This window comes from Vibrio sp. M60_M70 (assembly GCF_037162085.1).
Lineage (GTDB): Bacteria > Pseudomonadota > Gammaproteobacteria > Enterobacterales > Vibrionaceae > Vibrio > Vibrio diabolicus.
This window is the reverse complement of the sequence record NZ_JARLUL010000002.1, coordinates 55852-75734: the sequence shown is the minus strand read 5'-3', so window position 1 is coordinate 75734 and position 19883 is coordinate 55852. Positions and strand designations below refer to the sequence as shown.

Below are 19883 nucleotides of genomic sequence, written 5' to 3'. Positions count from 1 at the left end.
ACAATGAAAATGAAAACTCTAGCCGTTGCAGTGGCGGCACTAGCATGTGGTTCACAGGCCTTCGCAGCAGAAGTTTATAACAGCGATGGTACATCTTTATCGATCGGCGGTCACGTTTCAGTTGGCGTGGGTGAGTATTTCGAAGAAGAAGTAAAAGTTCACCAAGTGTCTCCACGTATCAATGTTGCGGGCAAGAAAGACATTGGCAATGGTATCACTATCGACGCTAAAGGCGAATGGGCACTTAACTACCTTGACGGTGGTGATCAGTCATTTTCTACGCGTCTAGGTTACATCGGTGCAACTCATGAGCAGTACGGTCGCCTTGTTGCGGGTACTCAATGGTCACCGTACTACGATGTAGCTGGCGTTGCGGATCTACCAATCGCGTTTGCGAACGATTTCTTGTACAGCAACCACGGTAGCCTAGGTTCAGCTCGTGCTGATAAAATGCTTAGCTACCGTAAAGGTTTTGAATTTGGTGAAGGTTTTGCTTTCAACCTTGGTCTAGGTTGGCAGGGTAAGCAAACTAGCGAATACAAAGTAACAGATCAAATTAAGCCTGAAACAGTATTTGAAGATCGTGGTCAAATCGCACTAAGCGGTTCTGTTGCGGGCTTCGGTCTTGGCTACGTATACAGCGGCGGTGATGTTAAAAACGCGACTCTAGGTACTAAGACAGCTGAATCACACTTATTCTCTGTAAACTACGGTCAGTACGGTTCAGGTCTATACGCAGCAGTAGTATACGGTATGAACGAGTACTTCTACCAAATGCGTAAAGACACTTCTCAACTTGAAGCTCTTTTGGCATACGGCGTAAACGATTGGACATTCAGCGTTAACTACGAAGGCGTAGAAGACGAAGAAGACAATAAGACAGTTTCAAGCGAAACTGCGCTACAAGCAGAGTACGCTGTAACTCCTGCTTTCGTAACGTTTGCAGCTTACCAGTTTGATCTAGGTAACGACTACAACAATGAAGAGAACGACTACTGGACTCTAGGTGCTCGTTACTACTTCTAATAAATAGGCCAGTTTCTACTGCCTAAACACATTTATTGTGTTAACGCCTACTCGTTGTGAGTAGGCGTTTTTCTTTCTGCTATCCTTTGGCTATAAGAGACGCTAGTCATTCTGTGCTTAGGTAACCCCACTCTTTGTTTAGAGAGTGCGTCTATAAAAAATGCCCGCAACTTGCGGGCATTTTTGTTGTTAGAAGAGATGCAGTTCTATTAATACGCTTATTTTTTATCGAGTAAATCGAGGAAGAAGGCATACTCTAGCGCATCTTCTTTTAAGCGCTTAAATCGACCAGATGCGCCGCCGTGTCCGGCTTCCATATCGGTTTTGAACAACAAGACGTTATCGTCTGTCTTCATTTCACGAAGTTTGGCGACCCACTTCATTGGTTCAAAGTACTGTACTTGAGAGTCGTGCAAGCCAGTCGTTACCAACATGTTCGGGTAGTTTTGCGCCTTGATGTTGTCGTAAGGCGAGTAACTCAACATATAGTCATAGTATGTTTTGTTATTTGGGTTACCCCATTCATCATACTCATTGGTGGTCAATGGAATCGATTCATCGAGCATGGTGGTTACCACGTCCACAAACGGAACATGTGCACCGATACCGCGGTACAGTTCTGGTGCTTGGTTGATGATAGCCCCCATTAAGAGACCTCCTGCAGAGCCACCAACAGCGAAGACTTTATCTTTCGCGCCGTAGCCTTGTTCAACCAAACCTTTAGTCACATCAATAAAGTCGTTGAATGTGTTTTGCTTGGTTAGTTTTTTACCGTCTTCATACCAAGGGCGGCCAAGCATTTCAGATCCACGAATATGAGCAATGGCGTAAACAAAGCCGCGATCCAATAGACTCAAACGTGTCGAGCGGAAAGTTGGCTCAATGGTTGCGCCATAAGACCCATAACCATATTGGTAGAGTGGATTCGTACCATCTTTCTTAAATAAGTCTTTACGATACACCAAAGAAACGGGTACTTCTTTACCGTCACGGGCTGTGACCATGATGCGTTCTGATTGGTAATTGTCAGGATTAAAATCACCAAGTACAGGTGTTTGCTTCATGATTTCTGACCCGCCCGTTTTTAGATCGAAATCGTAGTAGGTTCCTGGAGTGGTTAAACTGCTGTAATAAATACGAACTTTCTCGTTATCCAGCTCTAGGTTACCTGTCAAATAGGCAGCAAACGCATCGTCATTAAATGTGAGGGGGAATTCTTTTCCTGTTGAAAGCTGACGTACAGTGACGCTTGCTAGGCCGTTAGAGCGCTGCTCATAGACGATGTGATCATCGAATAACTCGAAGTCGACAAGTTGAGTGTTGTCGTCTGCGGCAATCACGTCTTGCCACTTAGAGCGATCGTGCATCTCTTCTTGCTTAACTTTCATCAAACGGAAGTTCACGGCTTGATAGTTGGTATAAATGTAATACCAATCGCCTAGCTTAGAAATGCTGTATTCAATGCCATTTTCACGAGGATAAAAAGGCTTCGCCTTTGCTTTAGGGTTGTTCGCATCGATGATGGAGACGCCGCTGGTTTCTGTACTGGAATGCCAGATATAAATATCTTCGCCATCTTTGCTTTTGCTTAGTGAGGTGTAATAGGCGCTGTCGGTTTCTTCAAAAATCAACTCATCACTGCTTTGTGGCGTGCCTAAAACATGACGATACACTTGGTAGCCCAGCAAGGTCTGTGGATCTTTTTTGATGTAGTAAAAGGCGTTGTTATCGTTCTGCCATGCAATCGCGCTTGAGGCGCCTTCGATTTCATCTTGTAGGTAATTGCCTGTTTTCAGATCTTTGATCTTAAGAGTGTAAACGCGGCGGCTTAATGTATCTTCGCCATACGCTAGTAAGTTTTCATTCGGACTAACGTACAAGCCGCCAATACTGAAGAACTCATGTTCTTTTGCAAGTTCATTGACATCTAAAATGACTTGCTTGTCTTTGCCTGCAAAGTCTTTAGCTCGAAGGTGAACTTCGTATTCGTTATCTCCGGTCACTTCACTTGAGTAGAAGTAGTTGCCTTTACGCACAGGAACGGAGTTGTCGTCTTTTGCTATGCGACCTTTAATTTCTTCAAATAGTTCATTTTGAAGAGCTTCAGTGTGCTTGAGAACGGTTTCCGCATACTGATTTTCTTGCTCTAGGTGCTGCAAAATTTCCGGATCTTTACGTTCGTCGTCACGCATCCAGTAGTAGTTATCAACGCGAGTATCACCATGAATAGTCATCGCGTGAGGGACTTTTTTCGCAACCGGAGCTTGAGTTTGTTGAGCAACGATCTGTGATTGGGAGTATTGAGTCATGCTGGGAGTTCCTTGATTGCTGCATCCGGCGACAAGCGCGACCGAGACGGCCAACGTAGTTAAAGTGAAACGCATCTGTTTTTGTCCTTATTATACACCCAAGTGGCCTCATCCTGAGGGCTGGGCTTTCATTTCGTTAGTGGTTTTCAGTTGTCCATTCTTTGTTATGAGGTATGCCAAAAAGTGAGAATCCTCAATATTTCCGAGTTGGCTACTCAATTTGAAGGGAGCTGAAAACACATTGTGTAAGTAGCTGTCATTTTTAACAAATATCAATTCGAAAGTTAAATCATTCTCATCGGTAAATCGATATAGTGTGATATGAAAAAAGGGACACACTAGTTTAGTGTGTCCCTTTTGGATTTTGAACGTTAGTCGATAATGATCAGATGACTTGCGGCACTTCGTTTGAGTGGTTGTGCGCTCGATTTACCCACATGAGCCCAAGCATTGCAATTACCGACATTGCCATCATCAAAACACCTAGTGGCATCTGGTTATGCGCTGGAAATAGTGATGCAAGCAAGGTCGCAATACCTGCTCCCAAGTTTTGCATGCCACCCAATGTCGCGCCAGCTGTTCCTGCATGATATGGGAATGGCGCAATTGCTCCGGTTGTTGCGGCTGGGAATAGGATACCCGCACCCAAAAAGTACACGGTTGCGCCACCAACCAGCGTTAACGCCGTGGTTAAACCAAACAAGCCAGGGATGAGCACAATAGCAGAGCCAACAAAAATAGATACCAAGCCCACATTTAAAGCACGACGCTCAGAGCGACGCTGCGCGATGTAGCTAGATAAGCCGGCACCCACCAAGTAACCCGGGATCGGTAAGATAAACAGTAAACTTACCGTTGTTGCTGGTAATGCCAATACACCACCTAGCAATACCCCAGCTGCTGCCTCGAACACACCTACGCCAGCAAACGTCGCAACTAGGCAGATCAAAAAGCCTTGGAAGCGGCGGTCAGACAAAACGTGTTTGTAGCTTTTGGCTACTGGTTCGAACTTGCGTTTCTCTTTTGGTAGAGTCTCCATCATGCTGGTCATCATGGTAATCACCACTGCAATGCCAAACAGCGCTAAGAATAGGTAGCTAGAGCGCCAGCCAAACGCTTCGGTTAAGTAGCCGCCAAGTACGGGAGCCAACAATGGTGAGAAAATCACACACATGCTGATTAAGCTATTTGCTCTGTGTAGCTCAGAACCTTCAAAGCAGTCGCGAGTCAGAGTACGTGACATCGCACCACCGCAGCCAATACCTAAACCTTGGATGAAACTACCAATCAAGAACCATTCAAATTGGTGTGCAAAGAGCGCCACCAATGTACCTACGATGTAGATAAGTAGGCCTGCTATGATGATTGGCTTGCGACCTAAGCGGTCCGATAACGTACCGTACACGAATTGCGATAAGCCATATGGAATCAGGTAACAAGCCATCACAGCTTGAAGTGATGACGCAGACACCAAAAACTCACCCGCCATATGACCGATTGAAGGCACGTACATTGTTTGGGTCATTTGACCCACGGCAGTCAATATTGCGATTAAAAAGGTAAGTTTCGCTAATGGAAACGAAGCAGACATTTGCGTATCTCTCCAAAAAATTTAAGACGTAAAAACCCTTAGCGCTCTAATGCAGAGTGCCAACAGACTTTTGGTGTTACGGGGCTATTTGCGCGAGATATTAGTCTTTGCGTGTACAATTAGCAATCGAAAAGTGTGAAGTTGAGCAAGATAAAAATCTATAATATGCATTAGAAAAACTAATCTTAATTTGCATTCGGAAATAGGCTGCTTTTCTTTGTTGAATTACGTTAAATCTCTTATTTGTTGTGAATGTAAACCTACTTATAGGTCATTGGTTTTTATGGTTAAAATCGAGGGGAGAAGAATTGTTTTGGTTAGCCAGAGCAAGACATGGTTCGAACGAAGAAAAGACTGGAGAAGGCACCATGAACAAAAAGGAGCCGAAGCTCCCTTAGAAATGATTATGTTTATTCGCGGCCAGATGCGTATGCGTAAAGCATTTCTAGCGCGATGGTTGCTCCCGCTAATGCGGTAACATCACTGTGGTCGTACGGAGGCGATACTTCTACAACATCCATACCCACAATATTCATACCGGCTAAGCCACGAATGATCTTCAGTGCTTTGTCTGAGTTCAAGCCACCACAAACGGGTGTACCTGTTCCTGGTGCGAAGGCTGGATCCAAGCAGTCGATGTCAAAAGTAACATACACTGGCTTGTCTGCGACGGTGCGACGAATCTCTTCTAAGATCTCGTTCACCGACATGTCATTCGCTTGCATCGCATTAATCACATTAAAGCCGTGATCCTGCTGTTTGTATTCAGTACGAATACCGATTTGTACGGAGTTCTTCGCAGAGATCAAACCTTCTTTCGGCGCATGGTAGAACATCGTACCGTGGTCGTATGAGCTGCCATTTGCGTAGGTATCCGTATGAGCATCAAAGTGAATCAGAGCCATTTGACCATGATGCTTCGCGTAGGCACGCAGGATAGGCAGTGTGATGAAGTGGTCACCGCCCAATCCCAACATGGTTTTACCGCTTTTTAGAATTTCACTGGTTGCCGCCTCTAGACGGTAAGTGAAATCTTCCGCATCACCGCAATCGAACACGAGGTCACCCGCGTCGATCACTTTCAGCTTATCCAATACGTTGAAGTCCCACGGGAACTTCTTACCTTCCCATGCCAAGTTGACTGAGGCACGGCGAATCGCATCTGGCCCCATGCGTGCGCCTGGACGACCAGATGTAGCCATGTCCAGAGGAACCCCTAGCACCACAACGTCTGCGTCTGCCGATACCGGATTACGAATGTACGGTAGACGTAAAAACGACATAGAGTTGGAGTAAAGCGAATAATCGGTTTTAGTAAACAAATCATTCATATCAGAAGTCCTCTAAATAGGTGTATCCCGCTAGACCTTGTTCTAGTTCTGCTAGGATTTGTGCTTGTTCATTGGCTTCAACTCTTTGGGAAACCAATTGTTTGTAATTGTCACGAATCGCATCCACGTCGATATGAACGTAGCGCATCATGTCTTCTACACTATCACCTTCATTGATGTAACTGATCTCAAATTGACCGTGTTCATCAACATTGACTACTGCACTGTGGGTGTCACCAAATAGGTTGTGCATGTCACCAAGGATTTCTTGGTATGCGCCTACTAGGAAAAAGCCCATTAGGTACGGTTTGTCTTTGCTCCAAGCCGGTACAGGTAGCGTGCTCTCGATGCCTTGACCATCAACGTAGTGATCGATCGCGCCATCAGAATCACAGGTGATGTCCAACATTACCGCACGACGCTCTTCCGCATCGCCAAGACCAGAAAGTGGCAGAACAGGGAACACCTGATCAATACCCCAAGCATCTGGTAGAGATTGGAAGAGAGAGAAGTTCACGAAGAACTTATCTGCAAGACGTTCGCTCAACTCGTCCAGAATCGGACGGTGGAAGCGATTTTTAGTGCTCATCTTGCGGCTTAGTTCGAAGTAAATGCGCAGTGACAGTTGTTCTGCCCACGCACGTTGCTCCAAGTTAAGCACGCCAGTTGCGAATTGAGAGTGTACCTCTGCCAAATCACTTTGGGTATCGTTGTAGATCTCAATTAACGCACGAGCGTCTGTACCATCTTGTAAGTTCTCCCAGTTTCGCCACATGTTTTGTAGCAATAGTGGAGCATCTGCGCCAAGTTCATGCACTTCTTCCGGTTGGTATGTTTCTGTACCAATTACGTTAGAAATCAACACAGCGTGGTGTGCTGTTAGTGAACGACCGGATTCAGAAATGATCACTGGCATCGGTTGTTCGTATTGCTGACACACGTCGCCCACTGTGTTGACGATATTACGTGCATACTCTGCAAGGCCGTAGTTCATCGAGTTCGATGATTGGCTGCGTGTGCCGTCGTAGTCGACTGCCAAACCGCCGCCCACATCGAAGTATTCGATGTTTGCACCCAGTGCGCGCAGTTCGCAGTAGAAACGTGCAGACTCATTCACACCATTACGTACGTCACGGATGTTTGCCATCTGTGAGCCAAGGTGGAAGTGAACCAATTGCATCGCATCTAGGTTGCCTTCGCGTTTCAGACGCTCAATAACGCTGAGCACTTGCGATGCAGACAAACCAAACTTCGATTTTTCACCGCCACTTGCTTGCCATTTCCCCGCACCTTGAGAGGCGAGGCGAATGCGCAAACCAAGGCGCGGTTTTACGCCCAAGCTTTTCGCTTCTTCTAGCACCAGATCCAGCTCAGAAAGCTTCTCTAGTACGATGAATACTTTGTGGCCTAGCTTTTCACCGATCAGTGCAAGACGCACATACTCACGGTCTTTGTAGCCGTTACACACGATCACGGAGCTGCCTTGTTGAGCCAATGCAAGTACTGCCAACAATTCTGGCTTGCTACCCGCTTCAAGGCCAAGCTGCTTGGTTTCTAGTTGAGCTTGGCTCGCTAGAATTTCATCCACCACTTCACGTTGTTGGTTTACTTTAATTGGGTACACCAACAGGTATTTGTTTGGATATTGGTATTCTTCAATTGCTTGGTTGAAAGCGTGGCAAATTCCATGCACACGTTGGTGCACGATTTGCGGGAAGCGCACTAATACAGGCAGATTTAACTGCTTCGCTTCTAGCTCGTTTACAATGGCACTGAAAGGGATTTGATGTGCACGATCACTACGAGGTGATACGTAAACCTCGCCTTGGTCATCAATACCGTAGAAACCTTGGCTCCAGTAGTGAACGTTGTAGTCCGCGCGGATGCGGTCTAATTTAGTTGCTTTTTCCAACTCGATTCTCACAAAAATGTACTTAAGTCCTTAATTAATTAGAAGGAAAAGTACAAAAAAGCAAATCATGAGGCATTAACCTCATACCCTGACACGAACTCCGTGTGCGCGCATTAACGGATAAAAGTGCCGCTGAGTCTAATGATTAAAATCTATCATCTCGATTATGATTTCTTGTCGTGCGTTGATGTGAACATTTGTTTACCAGTGCGTCCATTCAGCTGTTATAGTTGGTCTGACCAGCATGGAAGCGGTCATGAAAAATCTCACTCAAATAAGGACATATTTTGCAGCTGCACAGAATTCAGGGATACATTCAGACCATGTATCTCGCCGAATATCCCGATAAATTAATGTTGCTTGATGGTGCAAGTCGAGCAGACATTCCTCACCTTAAAGATTTTATTGAACATCAACTCCATCGTCCTTTTTCTGACCTAAAGTTGGTCGTTGTAACTCACATGCATCCAGACCACGCTGGTGGCGCGCACAAACTGCGTGATTTAACTGGATGTAAGCTATTGGCCGCAAAGCGAGAGAGCCAGTGGTATAGCGGTGTAGACGGTTGGCTAATGCATTTGACCGATTTGATGTTAGCGCGCTGGATGGCGAACCGGATGCGTAAACCAAAGCAAAACCTGTGGTATTCGCGCAAGCTAAAGCCCGATATCGAACTCATCGATGGTGAGTGTATTCCGGGGTTTGATGATTGGCAGGTACTAGAAACGCAGGGACATACCGATAGAGATTTGTCGGTTTATCATTCTGAACAAGATGTATTGTATGTGGCGGATTTGATGGTGCAGGTTAAGAAACACCTGATTGCGCCGTTTCCCATATTTCATCCAAACCAATATCGCCAATCATTAAAGCGTGTGTTTGAGATGAATCCGCAATGTTTGCTTTTGGCGCATGGGGGAGAGGTGACTTTTGATGAAAAAGCGTATCAGCACATTCTGCATACTGCGCCGACTAAGCCGATGACCCATTGGCGCGTAACAAAGGTTAAAGCTAAGGGCTTGTTGTTTGCGCTATTCGCAGGAAGTAGACGAAGATAAAGCCAGACGAGTGATGCTCAACAAAAACGTTCGATCACTCATCTAAAGCTACGGGGTTAAGATGCCAATAAATGAGATTGGCTAGGGTCTACCAGCACTTTGTCTGCCATGCCCTGACGACCTAACAGCATCATGTAAGTCATTTTTTCACGGTTGGTCAACGTAATGTCGATTGGCCATTGTTTGTCACCCATGCGCAGCATGGTGGTGATAACGCAGCGATGCTCAAAGGTACCGTTTGAAGATTTCACTTTACGGTTTGCCTTTAGCTTCGCTGTGCAGCGAACCACTTGTTCTAAATGATAAACATCCGGGTGCAGATCGAATGCAACGTAAGACTGACCATCTTTTTCAAAGCAATCAATGTTATCTACATGCAATGAAGATGTTTGTGCGCCCGTATCAATGCGCGCTTCAAGGTGAGTAATCCCTAACTCAGGTAAGCAAATAGCTTCGGCGTTCCCAATGATCATTTTCTGATTCATAGTGTCATCCTAGCGATGAGTAATACGAGAGCCTACTAAGCAGGCTCTCACTCAAACAATTATCAACCTTTACCACGAGTACGGTTTGCGTGTGGTTTTGCGTTTTTCTCGATAAAGTCGAAAATCATACCAGCAACGTCTTTTTCTGTAGCGAGCTCGATACCTTCAAGACCTGGTGAAGAATTCACTTCCATTACCACTGGGCCGTTTTTAGATTGAAGGATATCTACACCGCATAGGTTTAACCCCATGACTTTTGCCGCGTTAATCGCAGTAGCGCGTTCTTCTTTGCTTAGTCGCACTAACTGTGCAGAGCCGCCGCGATGTAAGTTAGAGCGGAACTCGCCTTCTTTCGCTTGGCGCTTCATCGCTGCAATCACTTTATTACCGACAACAAAGCAACGTATGTCTGCGCCTTTAGCTTCTTCGATGAACTCTTGCACCATGATATTTGCTTTCAACCCCATGAATGCTTCGATCACGCTTTCTGCTGCTTTGTTGGTTTCAGCAAGCACAACACCGATGCCTTGAGTTCCTTCTAGCAATTTAATGACTAGAGGTGCGCCACCAACATTTTTGATCACGTCCTGAATGTTATCAGGGTGGTGAGCAAAGCCAGTGCGCGGCAAGCCGATGCCTTTACGCGATAACAGTTGCAACGAGCGTAATTTGTCACGAGAACGACTGATTGCGACCGATTCGTTGACACAAAATGTGCCCATCATTTCAAACTGACGTACAACCGCGGTACCGTAGAATGTGATGGATGCACCGATGCGAGGAATCACAGCGTCGTATTGTGGCAATTCTTCACCCTTATAGCGGATCTTAGGGTTGTTGCTCGTAATGTCCATATAACAGTGCAGAGTATCGATGACGTCTACTTGATGTCCACGCTCTTCACCTGCCTGTTTTAGGCGCATGGTTGAATATAAATTCTCATTACGAGAGAGAATAGCAATACGCATGGCAATTCCTTAGTAAGTCAGTACCAAATTAAAAATATAAGTATAGAGTATAGAATGCAGCAGGTATGTGATATTTAGGTGATATTACCTACTGACTTCAACGATTTAGATGTGTGGTTGGACAACCACTTCGTTAGAGGTGCGCACCTTAGGTTTTTTTCTCGCGAGAAGAAAACGAAAAAAACTCGTCGTTACGACAAAAATAATTTGTTGAATCATCGGGCATTCCCAGCGTTGTAAGCTGGAAGTTGTCTGTGGGCTTTTTTAAGCAAACGGATTACAACGAGTTTAAAACGTTAGGCTATTCTGTAGTTTGTTTTGAGTTTGTGATGACGTCCAATAACACATCTTTAATTGTTTGATAGCGCAGTGGCAGAACACGACTGCGTTTGCGAACTAAAAATAACTCTTCACACACGGTGTTTTTCAGTTGTGCGATGTGCAAGGTATCTTTTTGTGGGAAGTTGTCGACAGCACTTTGAGGCAGCACGGTGAAGCCGAGTCCTTTACTCACAGGTAGTAAAATTTGGCTTAATTGATTCACGTAGCCGGATAATGGTAAATCGCTCATCTTAATTTCTTGGAGCTCTTGTTCCGCGCATTGGTCAAAAAACAGCGTCATGTAGTGCTTGGCATCAGGATGGGCAATGACACCACAGTCGTGCAAGAGTTGTGGTGTTATCTGCTTTTCGCGGTATTGATTAGGTAGGACTAAGCACAACTGCTCCTTACCAATTCTTTCACTGTGAAATAAACCTTTGTGAGGAACATCAGTTACGATACCAATATCAATGCTCCCTTCCGTTATTGCATTGAGAATCGAGTGATTGGGTGCGGCTTCTAAATGCAGCGATAAGCCTGGGTGCTGTTTTTGCTTTTCTAAAAGAGGGCCATACAGCATCAATGCCATTGCGCCAGAACAGGCCAGTTTACAGTGACCTGAAAATGCATCATCAAAACTGAGTTCTTCGAGCAACGCTTTCTCTCTTTCTTCTAACTCCAGCGCGTAGGCGTAAACAATCCGACCTTGCTCTGTTAATTCGAAGCTTTTGTTTTCACGTTTGATCAGCGCATGCTGACAACTTTGCTCTAACTTTTTGATGTGTTGGCTGACACCAGGTTGGGTCATAAAAAGTTTTTCTGCCGTTTGTGTGAAATGACCGACTTCAATCAATGTCTTAAATGTATGTAACCAAACAGGATTAAGCATAATGTGAGATTTGCTGTGAGCTTGCTGAAAGACGTAGAGAAAATGATAGCACGGCACGAAGTAAATCGACGCAAGAGAATCGGGTGCCTCGCGAATAATAAATAGCAGACAAAATAAAACCCCGCCTGGTTTCCCAGACGGGGCTTATTCTTTTTCGCAGCAATCCGGCTACTATAGGTGCTCCCTGCATCTATCCTTGATTGTGGTTAAGTCCTTTAACCGAGTTCCTTGTTCATCGCCTTCCTAGCGGTGTCCATTCTTGCCTATCATCCTGACGGGCGAACTCTATCCTAGAGCTTAACTACATCCTTGCTGATAACTCATCCTAAGCTACCAAATCTTCATCCTGAAGATACCTAGTCCATTAGGTTTTTTTCCTGTTCCCGCCAACATCCTGTCGACACAATCAGTATTGATGTTTTGCTGATTACTCTCAATTAGCTAGGTAAAAAAACTTTGGCAGCGAATATTGTTTGAAATGAAATAACTGATAATTTTCAATGTCTTATGTTAGTTTTTCGATTTTGTCTTAGTCAATGATGGTCGTTTTGCTTACATTGCTTGTAAGAGATCTCGCACAAGATGTCGAGCAAATGTCCGAATTGGCGTCGTTTTCATCCTGTTTAAGAATTTGCTCAAGATCACAACTCGATTTGTAGCCATAAAATTTGGCGATAGTGTCAGGTGGAATTTCCATTTCTTTGATGGCGAATGTTGCCCATTCATCACGTGTTTTGTGCAGGGCTTGGCGTAGCTTGACAGTGAAGTGACTCATGAAAGCCTCCTTAGTTATCTTGTCTTTCAAGGCAACAATAAGGAGCGTGACGACACAAAGTTGATAGTATGCCGCTTAATATCAATACTATTTCGGCGTGATGAAGATTAAGCTGGCAATACTGATATTATTTGAGCGTGAAACAATACTATTTTGTGGAGTAGCCAATGGCACACATCGAAAAAGTACCACAAAGACCAGGTTTTTCTTGGCGCTATCGTCGCATTGATGAGCCAGAAAAAGAGTACGATCTCCATTTTCACGATGATGTGTTTGAATTAGTCATCCATCGCCACTTCACTGGTAGTTTGCATATTGGTCATCACGAATTAGAAGTGACTCACAACCAAATGCTATTGATCGCGCCTGGTGTGCCTCACTCTATTCACTCCACATTGGTCGAAAGCAAGTGCGAGACTCATGTGATTTGGTTTAAGCGTGAGTGGATTGCCAATTTGATGTTCTATTGCGCAGAGCTTAGAAAGCTTGATCCGCTTTTAAAAGCGGCCAACAAAGGTGTGATGTTTTCTGAGCGGACAGCTCAGCACGTTGTGGATCTTCTGCATGAGCTCATGACGTTTCCTGCAATGGAGCAACTCTCGAGATTTCTCCATGTTTTGTCTTTGATTGCTCACGATGAAGGGGCGAAAACACTGATGACTCACTCTTACTTATCGATGAGTGAACACGAATTACAGGAAAGAGAACGAGTGGCAAGTGTCAACGCGTATCTCGAACAGCACTTTGCAACTAAGGTGACGCTCGCAGACTTGGCGAACTACTTATCGCTGAGTGAAAGTGCGGTCACAAGATTGTTTCAAAAGCACTTTAAAGAGCCGTTTAGCCAACGCCTAATGAAATTGCGGATCAATCATGCCGCAGATTTGCTGCAATCAACGCCTTTGCCGATTGGAATTGTGTTTGAGAGAGTTGGGTATCGAAACCAAGCCCTGTTTAATCGTCACTTCAAAACGTATAAAGGGCTTACGCCACGCGAGTACCGCCAGCAATATCAGCAGCGAATCCAGCCGTAATTGGGTTGCACACAACTGCGATCACGAACGCGAAAAGAGTTACTCGGCTGAAAGTGATGGGCAATTGATATCTTACTTGCAAAATTTTTCAGGAATCATTATTAAGATTCAGTGACAGATAATATAGGGAACTTGATTGCCATTTTTCTGTCATATCTGGTGAGTAAGTTAACCGTGTCAGAGAGATAATACGCCGTTTACTAGCCAAAGATGACTGCAAGAAATCGGTAATTATCATTATGTTGTGAAATTGGTCACGGTTAAATAATTGGTTCCCTTATAGATTGAAGGGGATTCGACCTTAGACAATAAGCTCCATAAGGAGCGTTACTTATATAAGATGAGGGATTTTACTATGAAAAAGACTAGAAGAGCTCAGCTACATCGTGTGCGTATTCAATACTGGAAAGACACGAAAGACGCACCAGCTAAAAAATCATAGTTAATGATACCTAAAGGCACGAGCTGGCAGGGGAACGCCGTTTCCCGCTGATTGCCAGCTCAAAAACGCCACAATCACATTCACTCCGCACAACCTCCCAGCACTCTACTTTTACTATCACACACTTCCAAAAGTAAAAAAGCCAGTCCGGAGACCAGCTTTTTATTATTGTCAGTATGACTCTGTAACTTACAGGTAGTTTGCGTCAACCAAGTCGCCAGCTTTTGCGCTTTTCACTTCTGGACGTGCTTCTAACCATGCAATAACTTGTGCTTTTTGCTCTTCAGTAGCACTGCCGTAACGGTCAGTAGAGCATAGGAAGCCTTCAAACAGTTCTAGACCACCGCCGCCGAAGCAAAGGCCAAGCCCATCAATGTAGTCTATAAAGTCATCAACGAATGCATCGTAACGGTCGAAGTCGTTGATGTCTGTTTCACAGCTGATCTCGAAACCTAGGATTGCGAACTCACCTAAGAACAGCTTTTTACGGATACGACGGCTCTTGTTATCGATCTTGTCTAATTTCATGATTATCTCTCGTAGATGATTTGAATTCGTACACCTTATACCTTCTATCACACTTTAGCCCAAGTAAAATCAGAATGAAGCGATACAGTTGGTGATTATGTGACCAAAACTTAATTGCTCAATTGGTAACGCTGCTGAGTTTGCTGCACTGCTGAAACACAAGTTTCATATGTTTTAAGCACTTTTGTCATTTTTCTTCTCCAAACTTCTTGCCGTTCAACTAATCACTTATTTATTAATTAAACTATAAGATCGGGAAAGTAAAAATGAGCAAGGAAACCTTTGACGCGACGCGTTATAACCAAAGTGAAAACAAACCATTTGAAGAAGTATTAGAAGCGAGCCTATCTCGACGCAGCATTCTAAAAGGTGGTTTAGGTATCAGTGCGATGACAGCGTTTGGTGCTTTCGGATTGGCTGGTTGTAATTCGTCTGACTCAGGAAGTACAGTAAGCAGTGGCTCGGGCGTATCTAAAGCCGTTCTTAACTTTGAATCTATCCCTGGCTCACTCACTGATGCCGTTTCAATTCCACAAGGCTACACCGCACAAGTACTGGTACCTTGGGGTACACCGCTGAATGCTCAAGGCAGCGCGTGGAAAAATGATGGCAGCAATACCAGCTCAGACCAACTTAACGCGTTGGGCATGCACCATGATGGCATGCACTTTTTCCCATTAAATGACAGTACGACCGACGGTCTGCTTTGCATCAACCACGAGTACATTGATACATCAGCACTGCATCCAAACGGTCCGACGGTTGAAAATGGCGTACGTACCATTGTAGATGAAGTGCGTAAAGAGATTAATGCGCACGGTGTGTCAGTGGTTCGAATTCAACTGGAAGACAACATGTGGAAGTTGGTTGATACCGATCCACTAAACCGCCGTTACACTGGTGCGACAGCAATGGACTTATCTGGCCCAGTCGCGCACACGTCACTAACCGTCACTCGTTTCTCGCCAGATGGCAGCCAAGCACGTGGTACGTTAAACAACTGTGGCAACGGCTATACGCCGTGGGGCACGTACTTAACGTGTGAAGAGAACTGGCCAGGTTACTTTGTTAACGCCGGGACTCGTACAGAAGAACAAGATCGCATTGGTGTTGATGACCAAAGCACACGCTACTTGTGGGAAACACTTGCAGGAAATGCAGAAGAGCGTCTCGATGAGTTCTCTCGCTTTAATGTGGCTCCAACAGGAGCAAGTGCAATGGATGATTACCGTAATGAAGCCAATGGTCATGGTTACATCGTCGAAATAGACCCTTACACGCAAAACTCGCGTGCGAAGAAGCGTACTGCACTAGGTCGTTTCCGTCACGAAGGCTGTACTTTTGGTAAGCTTGAAGAAGGCAAACCAGTGGTATTCTACTCTGGTCACGACTCTCGCTTTGAGTACCTATACAAATTTGAATCTGCGGCAGCGTGGGACCCTGCAGATGCAAACTCGGAAAACCGCCTAGCGACAGGCGATAAGTATATGGACGAAGGCACACTGTATGTTGCGCGTTTCAATGAAGACAGTACAGGTACTTGGTTGCCGTTGACGCTTGATAGCGTAACAAAATCTGGTGGTACGTTAGCGGAGCACTTTAACTCATTGGCTGAAATTATCATTAATACGGCAGGCGCGGCTGACCTCGTTGGGGCAACCCCAATGGATCGCCCAGAGTGGTGTACGGTTGATCCATTCACAGGTTCGGTTTACTTAACATTGACGAACAATACGCGCCGTACAGATGAAACCAATCCTGCGAACCCACGTTTGAATAATAAGTTTGGTCACGTTATTCGTTGGGATGAAGGGGCTTCAGCTACAGACTTTACTTGGGATATTTTTGTCTTTGGTTCGCCAGCAAATGGTGATGCAGATACCAACCGTTCTGGCCTGAATGAGCTAAACCAGTTTGCTAGCCCTGACGGATTAGCGTTTGATGGCCGTGGTATTTTGTGGATTCAGACCGATAACGGCGCAGATGAAGTTACGTCTTACACTAATGATCAAATGTTGGCCGTTGTGCCATCTAAGCTAACAGATGAGAATGGTGACCAAGCAGTGATTGGTGCGGATAACCAAGCGGAGCTTAAACGTTTCTTTGTCGGACCAAATGGTTGTGAAGTGACAGGCTTTACTATCAGCCCTGATTACAAATCATTGTTTGTGAATATTCAGCACCCAGGCAACTGGCCATACAGTGAAGATGCCGCCGAAGAAACGCCTGCTGGTGTTTCTGTGCGTCCACGAGCTGCGACGGTTGTCATTCGACGTGAAGACGGTGGAGAGATTGCAGTTTAATCTCTAAATGCATTAACACCTTAAAATTCAAGCCCTGCAAATGCAGGGCTTGATTGTTTAGGCGAATGCCCAGTCGCACTTTATATCCAGACAACAGGCTTAGCTTTTCAATGAACCGCCTGAAGTACGAATCACGTCTTGATACCAGTAGAAGCTCTTCTTGCGTTTACGCTCTAGCGTTCCTCGCCCATCATCATGACGATCGACATAAATATAACCGTAACGCTTGCTCATTTCGGCTGTTGAGTTAGCCACCAAGTCGATTGGCCCCCAGCTGTTGAAGCCCATCAACTCAACGCCATCAAGAATCGCTTCGTGTGCTTGAACCAAATGATCATTAAGGTATGAGATTCGATAATCGTCTTGGATTTCCCCGTTTTCATCGAATTCATCACGAGCGCCTAAGCCATTCTCGACGATAAATAGCGGCTTTTGGTAACGATCGTGAAGGAAGTTAAGCAAAACGCGCAGGCCTTTTGGATCGATCAACCAGCCCCATTGGCTCTTTTCAAGGTATGGATTTGGTACGCTATCGACGATGTTACCCACTTCTTTCTGTTTCGGATCGGCACTCGCACAGCCACTTGCGTAGTAGCTGAAGGAAATAAAATCGACACTTGCCGATGCAATTTCTTCTAAGTCGCCAGCTTCCATTTGTATTTCAATGCCGTTTTCACGGAAGTAACGTTTCATGTAGCCTGGGTACTGACCACGAGTCTGCACATCACCGAAGAACAACCACTTATTATTTTCATGCATAGCAGCAAGCACATCATCAGGGTTGCAGGTGTATGGGTAGTTGATTGCGCCAAGCAGCATGTTACCAATCTTGCCGTTTGGTACGATTTGCTGACACAGTTTTACCGCTTTCGCGTTTGCTACAAGCTGGTGGTGAATCGCTTGATAGATGTCTTGTTCACTGGCGTCTTCTTGCAAGCCCACTCCCGTAAATGGCGCATGAAGTGACATGTTGATTTCGTTAAAGGTAAGCCACAGCTTCACTTTGTCTTTGTAGCGTTCAAGCACGGTGCGAGCGTAACGCTCGAAAAACTCGATCACTCGACGATCGCCCCAACCACCATAATTCTCAACCAAGGCGTAAGGCATCTCGTAATGAGAAAGCGTTACAAATGGTTGCATATCGTGTTTGGCCAGCTCATCAAAAATTTTGTCGTAAAACGCCAGTCCTTCTTCGTTTGGCTCAAGCTCATCGCCATTAGGAAAAATACGACTCCAAGCGATGGACAAGCGCAGGCAGGTGAATCCCATCTCTTTAAACAGGGCAATATCTTCTGGATAGCGATTGTAGAAATCGATCGCAAGATCTTTGATACCAGGCGTTCGTTCTTCACGCGTTTGATGCGGGCTCAGAATGCCGTTTGGCAACATATCTGATGTTGATAAACCTTTCCCCCAAGGTTGTATGCCCCCTCTACCTGGTTTGCCGCAATGGCACCACCCCAAAGGAAATTATCTGGAAACTTAATCATGTTTCTCACTCTTTATATTTAGGAAATGTTTGTGGATTTATTGCTTGAGAATAGTGTAGGAGACATCTCGATACTTGTAGCGAGATCTTATTTTCGTCAGTTCATCACCAAACGTCAGTAATGATAAACAGTGAGATATAGGATGGTTGTTAACAATGCCAACCTAAATGAATTTAGGTTGGCATTCGCATTCAAAACGTAAATGCTAAATTCGCCGCCGCGCCAAACTGGTTATCGCCAGCGTAAGACCCAGCGAGGTCTACACTGATCACATCAAAAGGACTGATGCCAATGCCACCTGTCACCGAGTTATCGAGGTTATTTTCTAGGTCAACTTCATAACCAGCACGGAGTTGCGCCCATCCCCAAGCATTCCCCTCGATACCAACGCGAATAAACTGGGTGTCATCGTCGAGCTCTTTAAAGCGCTTTTGTTTGGTGAGATCGGCGTCTAGGCTCAGAGCTACATAGTCCCCTACATAACCGATACCAAGGGTCGCTTGTGGCGTGAGTTCGTAGGTATAGTTGCCAAGTTTTGTTTCTATATCTTGTTCGAAGACGTCTTTTAACGAGAGACCAGCTCTAAATGCGTTGTGATACCAAGCGACCCCAAGATCCATATTGAACGTGTTCTTTGATACTTCACTTTTGTCGTAATCCTCGATATCAAAGTCATCTAGTGTTGTACGCTGCGTATAGGTTTTAAGTTGTTGGTATTTGGGCGTAATACCAAATGCGAATTGCTGCCCACCTATCGTGTAAGCGCGAGCCAAGGCAACGCCATATTCCGCACTACCGAAAGCCGCTAGGTCGACGGCAGAATTGAGGTATCGATCTGCGGTGTTTGTTGAATCTGAGATATCGGGTGCCGCAAGTATCTCCACATAACCAGCGCTAAAAAGGTTTACCGACATGTAGCGTGTCGGAATCGCAATCGCGAGGCTCAGACCTCCATTTATGACGACTGGAGCACTCTTATCTAATTGATCGAGTAGTCGATTAAGTTCGGCTTCGTTCGCAGGTGTGGGAATGCCCTGAATACTATCGTAAAGGTCTTGAACATCATCAACGGCTGATAAAGCTTCATCCTCATCGTGAATATTGACGCCGAGAGCAGGAATGAGTAGGCCGATATCGTCATTTTCTCGATAGAGAGCGCCTAGGGCTGGGTTGTGTAGAGGAGCGGTTAAATAGTCAGCGGAAACGACGCCTGTATTTCCCATTCCGTGACTTCGAGCGTCTGCTGCGTAAGGTGCTGCAAAAGCGTGAGGTGATAAAATAAAAAGCGCCCCTGTTGCTGCTAAAGTTAGTTTTCTCATAACGCATCCATTCTTACTTTAAATAATTACTTATCAATAAATTAGATGGTGGGAGCTAAAACTTGGTGTCAACCACCAAAAATTGTGCTGATGAATAGCATG

General features: G+C 45.2%; 15 protein-coding genes. 4 read left to right on the top strand and 11 right to left on the bottom strand.

The window, feature by feature from the left end:
* Positions 1-3 precede the first annotated feature (3 nt).
* A complete protein-coding gene (locus P4S59_RS16095) occupies positions 4-1026 on the top strand; it encodes a porin (protein WP_256950178.1) in 1023 nt (340 codons plus the stop codon).
* A gap of 218 nt (positions 1027-1244) precedes the next feature.
* Here P4S59_RS16095 and P4S59_RS16090 read toward each other — a convergent pair whose 3' ends face one another.
* The 4 genes from P4S59_RS16090 to speA all read right to left on the bottom strand — a co-directional run bounded on the left by P4S59_RS16090 (position 1245) and on the right by speA (position 8169).
* Complete coding sequence (locus tag P4S59_RS16090) at positions 1245-3410, bottom strand: S9 family peptidase (RefSeq protein WP_337168676.1); 2166 nt, start codon at positions 3408-3410, stop codon at positions 1245-1247.
* A gap of 310 nt (positions 3411-3720) precedes the next feature.
* Complete coding sequence (emrD, locus tag P4S59_RS16085; protein WP_005393574.1) at positions 3721-4926, bottom strand: multidrug efflux MFS transporter EmrD; 1206 nt, start codon at positions 4924-4926, stop codon at positions 3721-3723.
* A 410-nt stretch (positions 4927-5336) separates the two neighbouring features.
* Positions 5337-6257, bottom strand: a complete 921-nt coding sequence (speB, locus tag P4S59_RS16080) for an agmatinase (protein ID WP_005393578.1) — start codon at positions 6255-6257, stop codon at positions 5337-5339.
* 1 nt (position 6258) lies between these two features.
* Positions 6259-8169 (bottom strand): arginine decarboxylase, encoded by a 1911-nt coding sequence (speA, locus tag P4S59_RS16075; protein ID WP_258646842.1) that lies wholly within the window; start codon positions 8167-8169, stop codon positions 6259-6261.
* A 323-nt stretch (positions 8170-8492) separates the two neighbouring features.
* Here speA and P4S59_RS16070 point away from each other — a divergent pair, with 323 nt between their 5' ends.
* Entirely contained in the window at positions 8493-9227 is a 735-nt protein-coding gene (locus P4S59_RS16070; protein ID WP_337169191.1) for an MBL fold metallo-hydrolase, read from the top strand.
* A gap of 56 nt (positions 9228-9283) precedes the next feature.
* Here the strand turns inward: P4S59_RS16070 and P4S59_RS16065 are convergent, their stop codons facing one another.
* The 4 genes from P4S59_RS16065 to P4S59_RS16050 all read right to left on the bottom strand — a co-directional run bounded on the left by P4S59_RS16065 (position 9284) and on the right by P4S59_RS16050 (position 12665).
* Positions 9284-9712, bottom strand: a complete 429-nt coding sequence (locus P4S59_RS16065) for an ATP-dependent zinc protease family protein (RefSeq protein WP_005393584.1) — start codon at positions 9710-9712, stop codon at positions 9284-9286.
* Positions 9713-9774: 62 nt separating this feature from the next.
* A complete protein-coding gene (gene rimK, locus P4S59_RS16060) occupies positions 9775-10680 on the bottom strand; it encodes a 30S ribosomal protein S6--L-glutamate ligase (RefSeq protein WP_005393586.1) in 906 nt (301 codons plus the stop codon).
* A 301-nt stretch (positions 10681-10981) separates the two neighbouring features.
* Positions 10982-11890: a LysR family transcriptional regulator gene (locus P4S59_RS16055; protein ID WP_065645588.1), complete on the bottom strand. Its 909-nt coding sequence runs from the start codon at positions 11888-11890 to the stop codon at positions 10982-10984.
* Positions 11891-12419: 529 nt separating this feature from the next.
* The gene (locus P4S59_RS16050; RefSeq protein ID WP_337168675.1) at positions 12420-12665 is read right to left on the bottom strand and encodes a hypothetical protein; all 246 of its coding nucleotides are present in this window, start codon (positions 12663-12665) and stop codon (positions 12420-12422) included.
* Between the two features lie 167 nt (positions 12666-12832).
* Here P4S59_RS16050 and P4S59_RS16045 point away from each other — a divergent pair, with 167 nt between their 5' ends.
* The gene (locus P4S59_RS16045) at positions 12833-13699 is read left to right on the top strand and encodes a helix-turn-helix transcriptional regulator (RefSeq protein ID WP_109168829.1); all 867 of its coding nucleotides are present in this window, start codon (positions 12833-12835) and stop codon (positions 13697-13699) included.
* A gap of 631 nt (positions 13700-14330) precedes the next feature.
* Here P4S59_RS16045 and P4S59_RS16040 read toward each other — a convergent pair.
* Positions 14331-14669 (bottom strand): YggL family protein, encoded by a 339-nt coding sequence (locus tag P4S59_RS16040; protein ID WP_005393599.1) that lies wholly within the window; start codon positions 14667-14669, stop codon positions 14331-14333.
* Positions 14670-14935: 266 nt separating this feature from the next.
* On the opposite strand from P4S59_RS16040, the gene P4S59_RS16035 reads away from it, so the two are divergent.
* Positions 14936-16972, top strand: a complete 2037-nt coding sequence (locus P4S59_RS16035; protein WP_258642634.1) for a PhoX family protein — start codon at positions 14936-14938, stop codon at positions 16970-16972.
* 99 nt (positions 16973-17071) lie between these two features.
* On the opposite strand, the gene P4S59_RS16030 is transcribed toward P4S59_RS16035, so the two are convergent.
* Positions 17072-18436, bottom strand: a complete 1365-nt coding sequence (locus tag P4S59_RS16030; protein ID WP_337168674.1) for a glycoside hydrolase family 1 protein — start codon at positions 18434-18436, stop codon at positions 17072-17074.
* A gap of 217 nt (positions 18437-18653) precedes the next feature.
* Positions 18654-19781: a conjugal transfer protein TraF gene (locus tag P4S59_RS16025; protein WP_006741246.1), complete on the bottom strand. Its 1128-nt coding sequence runs from the start codon at positions 19779-19781 to the stop codon at positions 18654-18656.
* Positions 19782-19883: the final 102 nt, after the last annotated feature.

What these genes read in the sequence shown, in the direction of transcription:
- rimK (WP_005393586.1), bottom strand. Translation starts at nt 10,680, where the DNA reads ATGCGTATTGCTATTCTCTCTCGTAATGAGAATTTATATTCAACCATG.
- P4S59_RS16050 (WP_337168675.1), bottom strand. Translation starts at nt 12,665, where the DNA reads ATGAGTCACTTCACTGTCAAGCTACGCCAAGCCCTGCACAAAACACGT.
- P4S59_RS16090 (WP_337168676.1), bottom strand. Translation starts at nt 3,410, where the DNA reads ATGCGTTTCACTTTAACTACGTTGGCCGTCTCGGTCGCGCTTGTCGCC.
- P4S59_RS16055 (WP_065645588.1), bottom strand. Translation starts at nt 11,890, where the DNA reads ATGCTTAATCCTGTTTGGTTACATACATTTAAGACATTGATTGAAGTC.
- P4S59_RS16025 (WP_006741246.1), bottom strand. Translation starts at nt 19,781, where the DNA reads ATGAGAAAACTAACTTTAGCAGCAACAGGGGCGCTTTTTATTTTATCA.
- speB (WP_005393578.1), bottom strand. Translation starts at nt 6,257, where the DNA reads ATGAATGATTTGTTTACTAAAACCGATTATTCGCTTTACTCCAACTCT.
- emrD (WP_005393574.1), bottom strand. Translation starts at nt 4,926, where the DNA reads ATGTCTGCTTCGTTTCCATTAGCGAAACTTACCTTTTTAATCGCAATA.
- P4S59_RS16045 (WP_109168829.1), top strand. Translation starts at nt 12,833, where the DNA reads ATGGCACACATCGAAAAAGTACCACAAAGACCAGGTTTTTCTTGGCGC.
- P4S59_RS16070 (WP_337169191.1), top strand. Translation starts at nt 8,493, where the DNA reads ATGTATCTCGCCGAATATCCCGATAAATTAATGTTGCTTGATGGTGCA.
- P4S59_RS16040 (WP_005393599.1), bottom strand. Translation starts at nt 14,669, where the DNA reads ATGAAATTAGACAAGATCGATAACAAGAGCCGTCGTATCCGTAAAAAG.
- P4S59_RS16095 (WP_256950178.1), top strand. Translation starts at nt 4, where the DNA reads ATGAAAATGAAAACTCTAGCCGTTGCAGTGGCGGCACTAGCATGTGGT.
- P4S59_RS16035 (WP_258642634.1), top strand. Translation starts at nt 14,936, where the DNA reads ATGAGCAAGGAAACCTTTGACGCGACGCGTTATAACCAAAGTGAAAAC.
- P4S59_RS16065 (WP_005393584.1), bottom strand. Translation starts at nt 9,712, where the DNA reads ATGAATCAGAAAATGATCATTGGGAACGCCGAAGCTATTTGCTTACCT.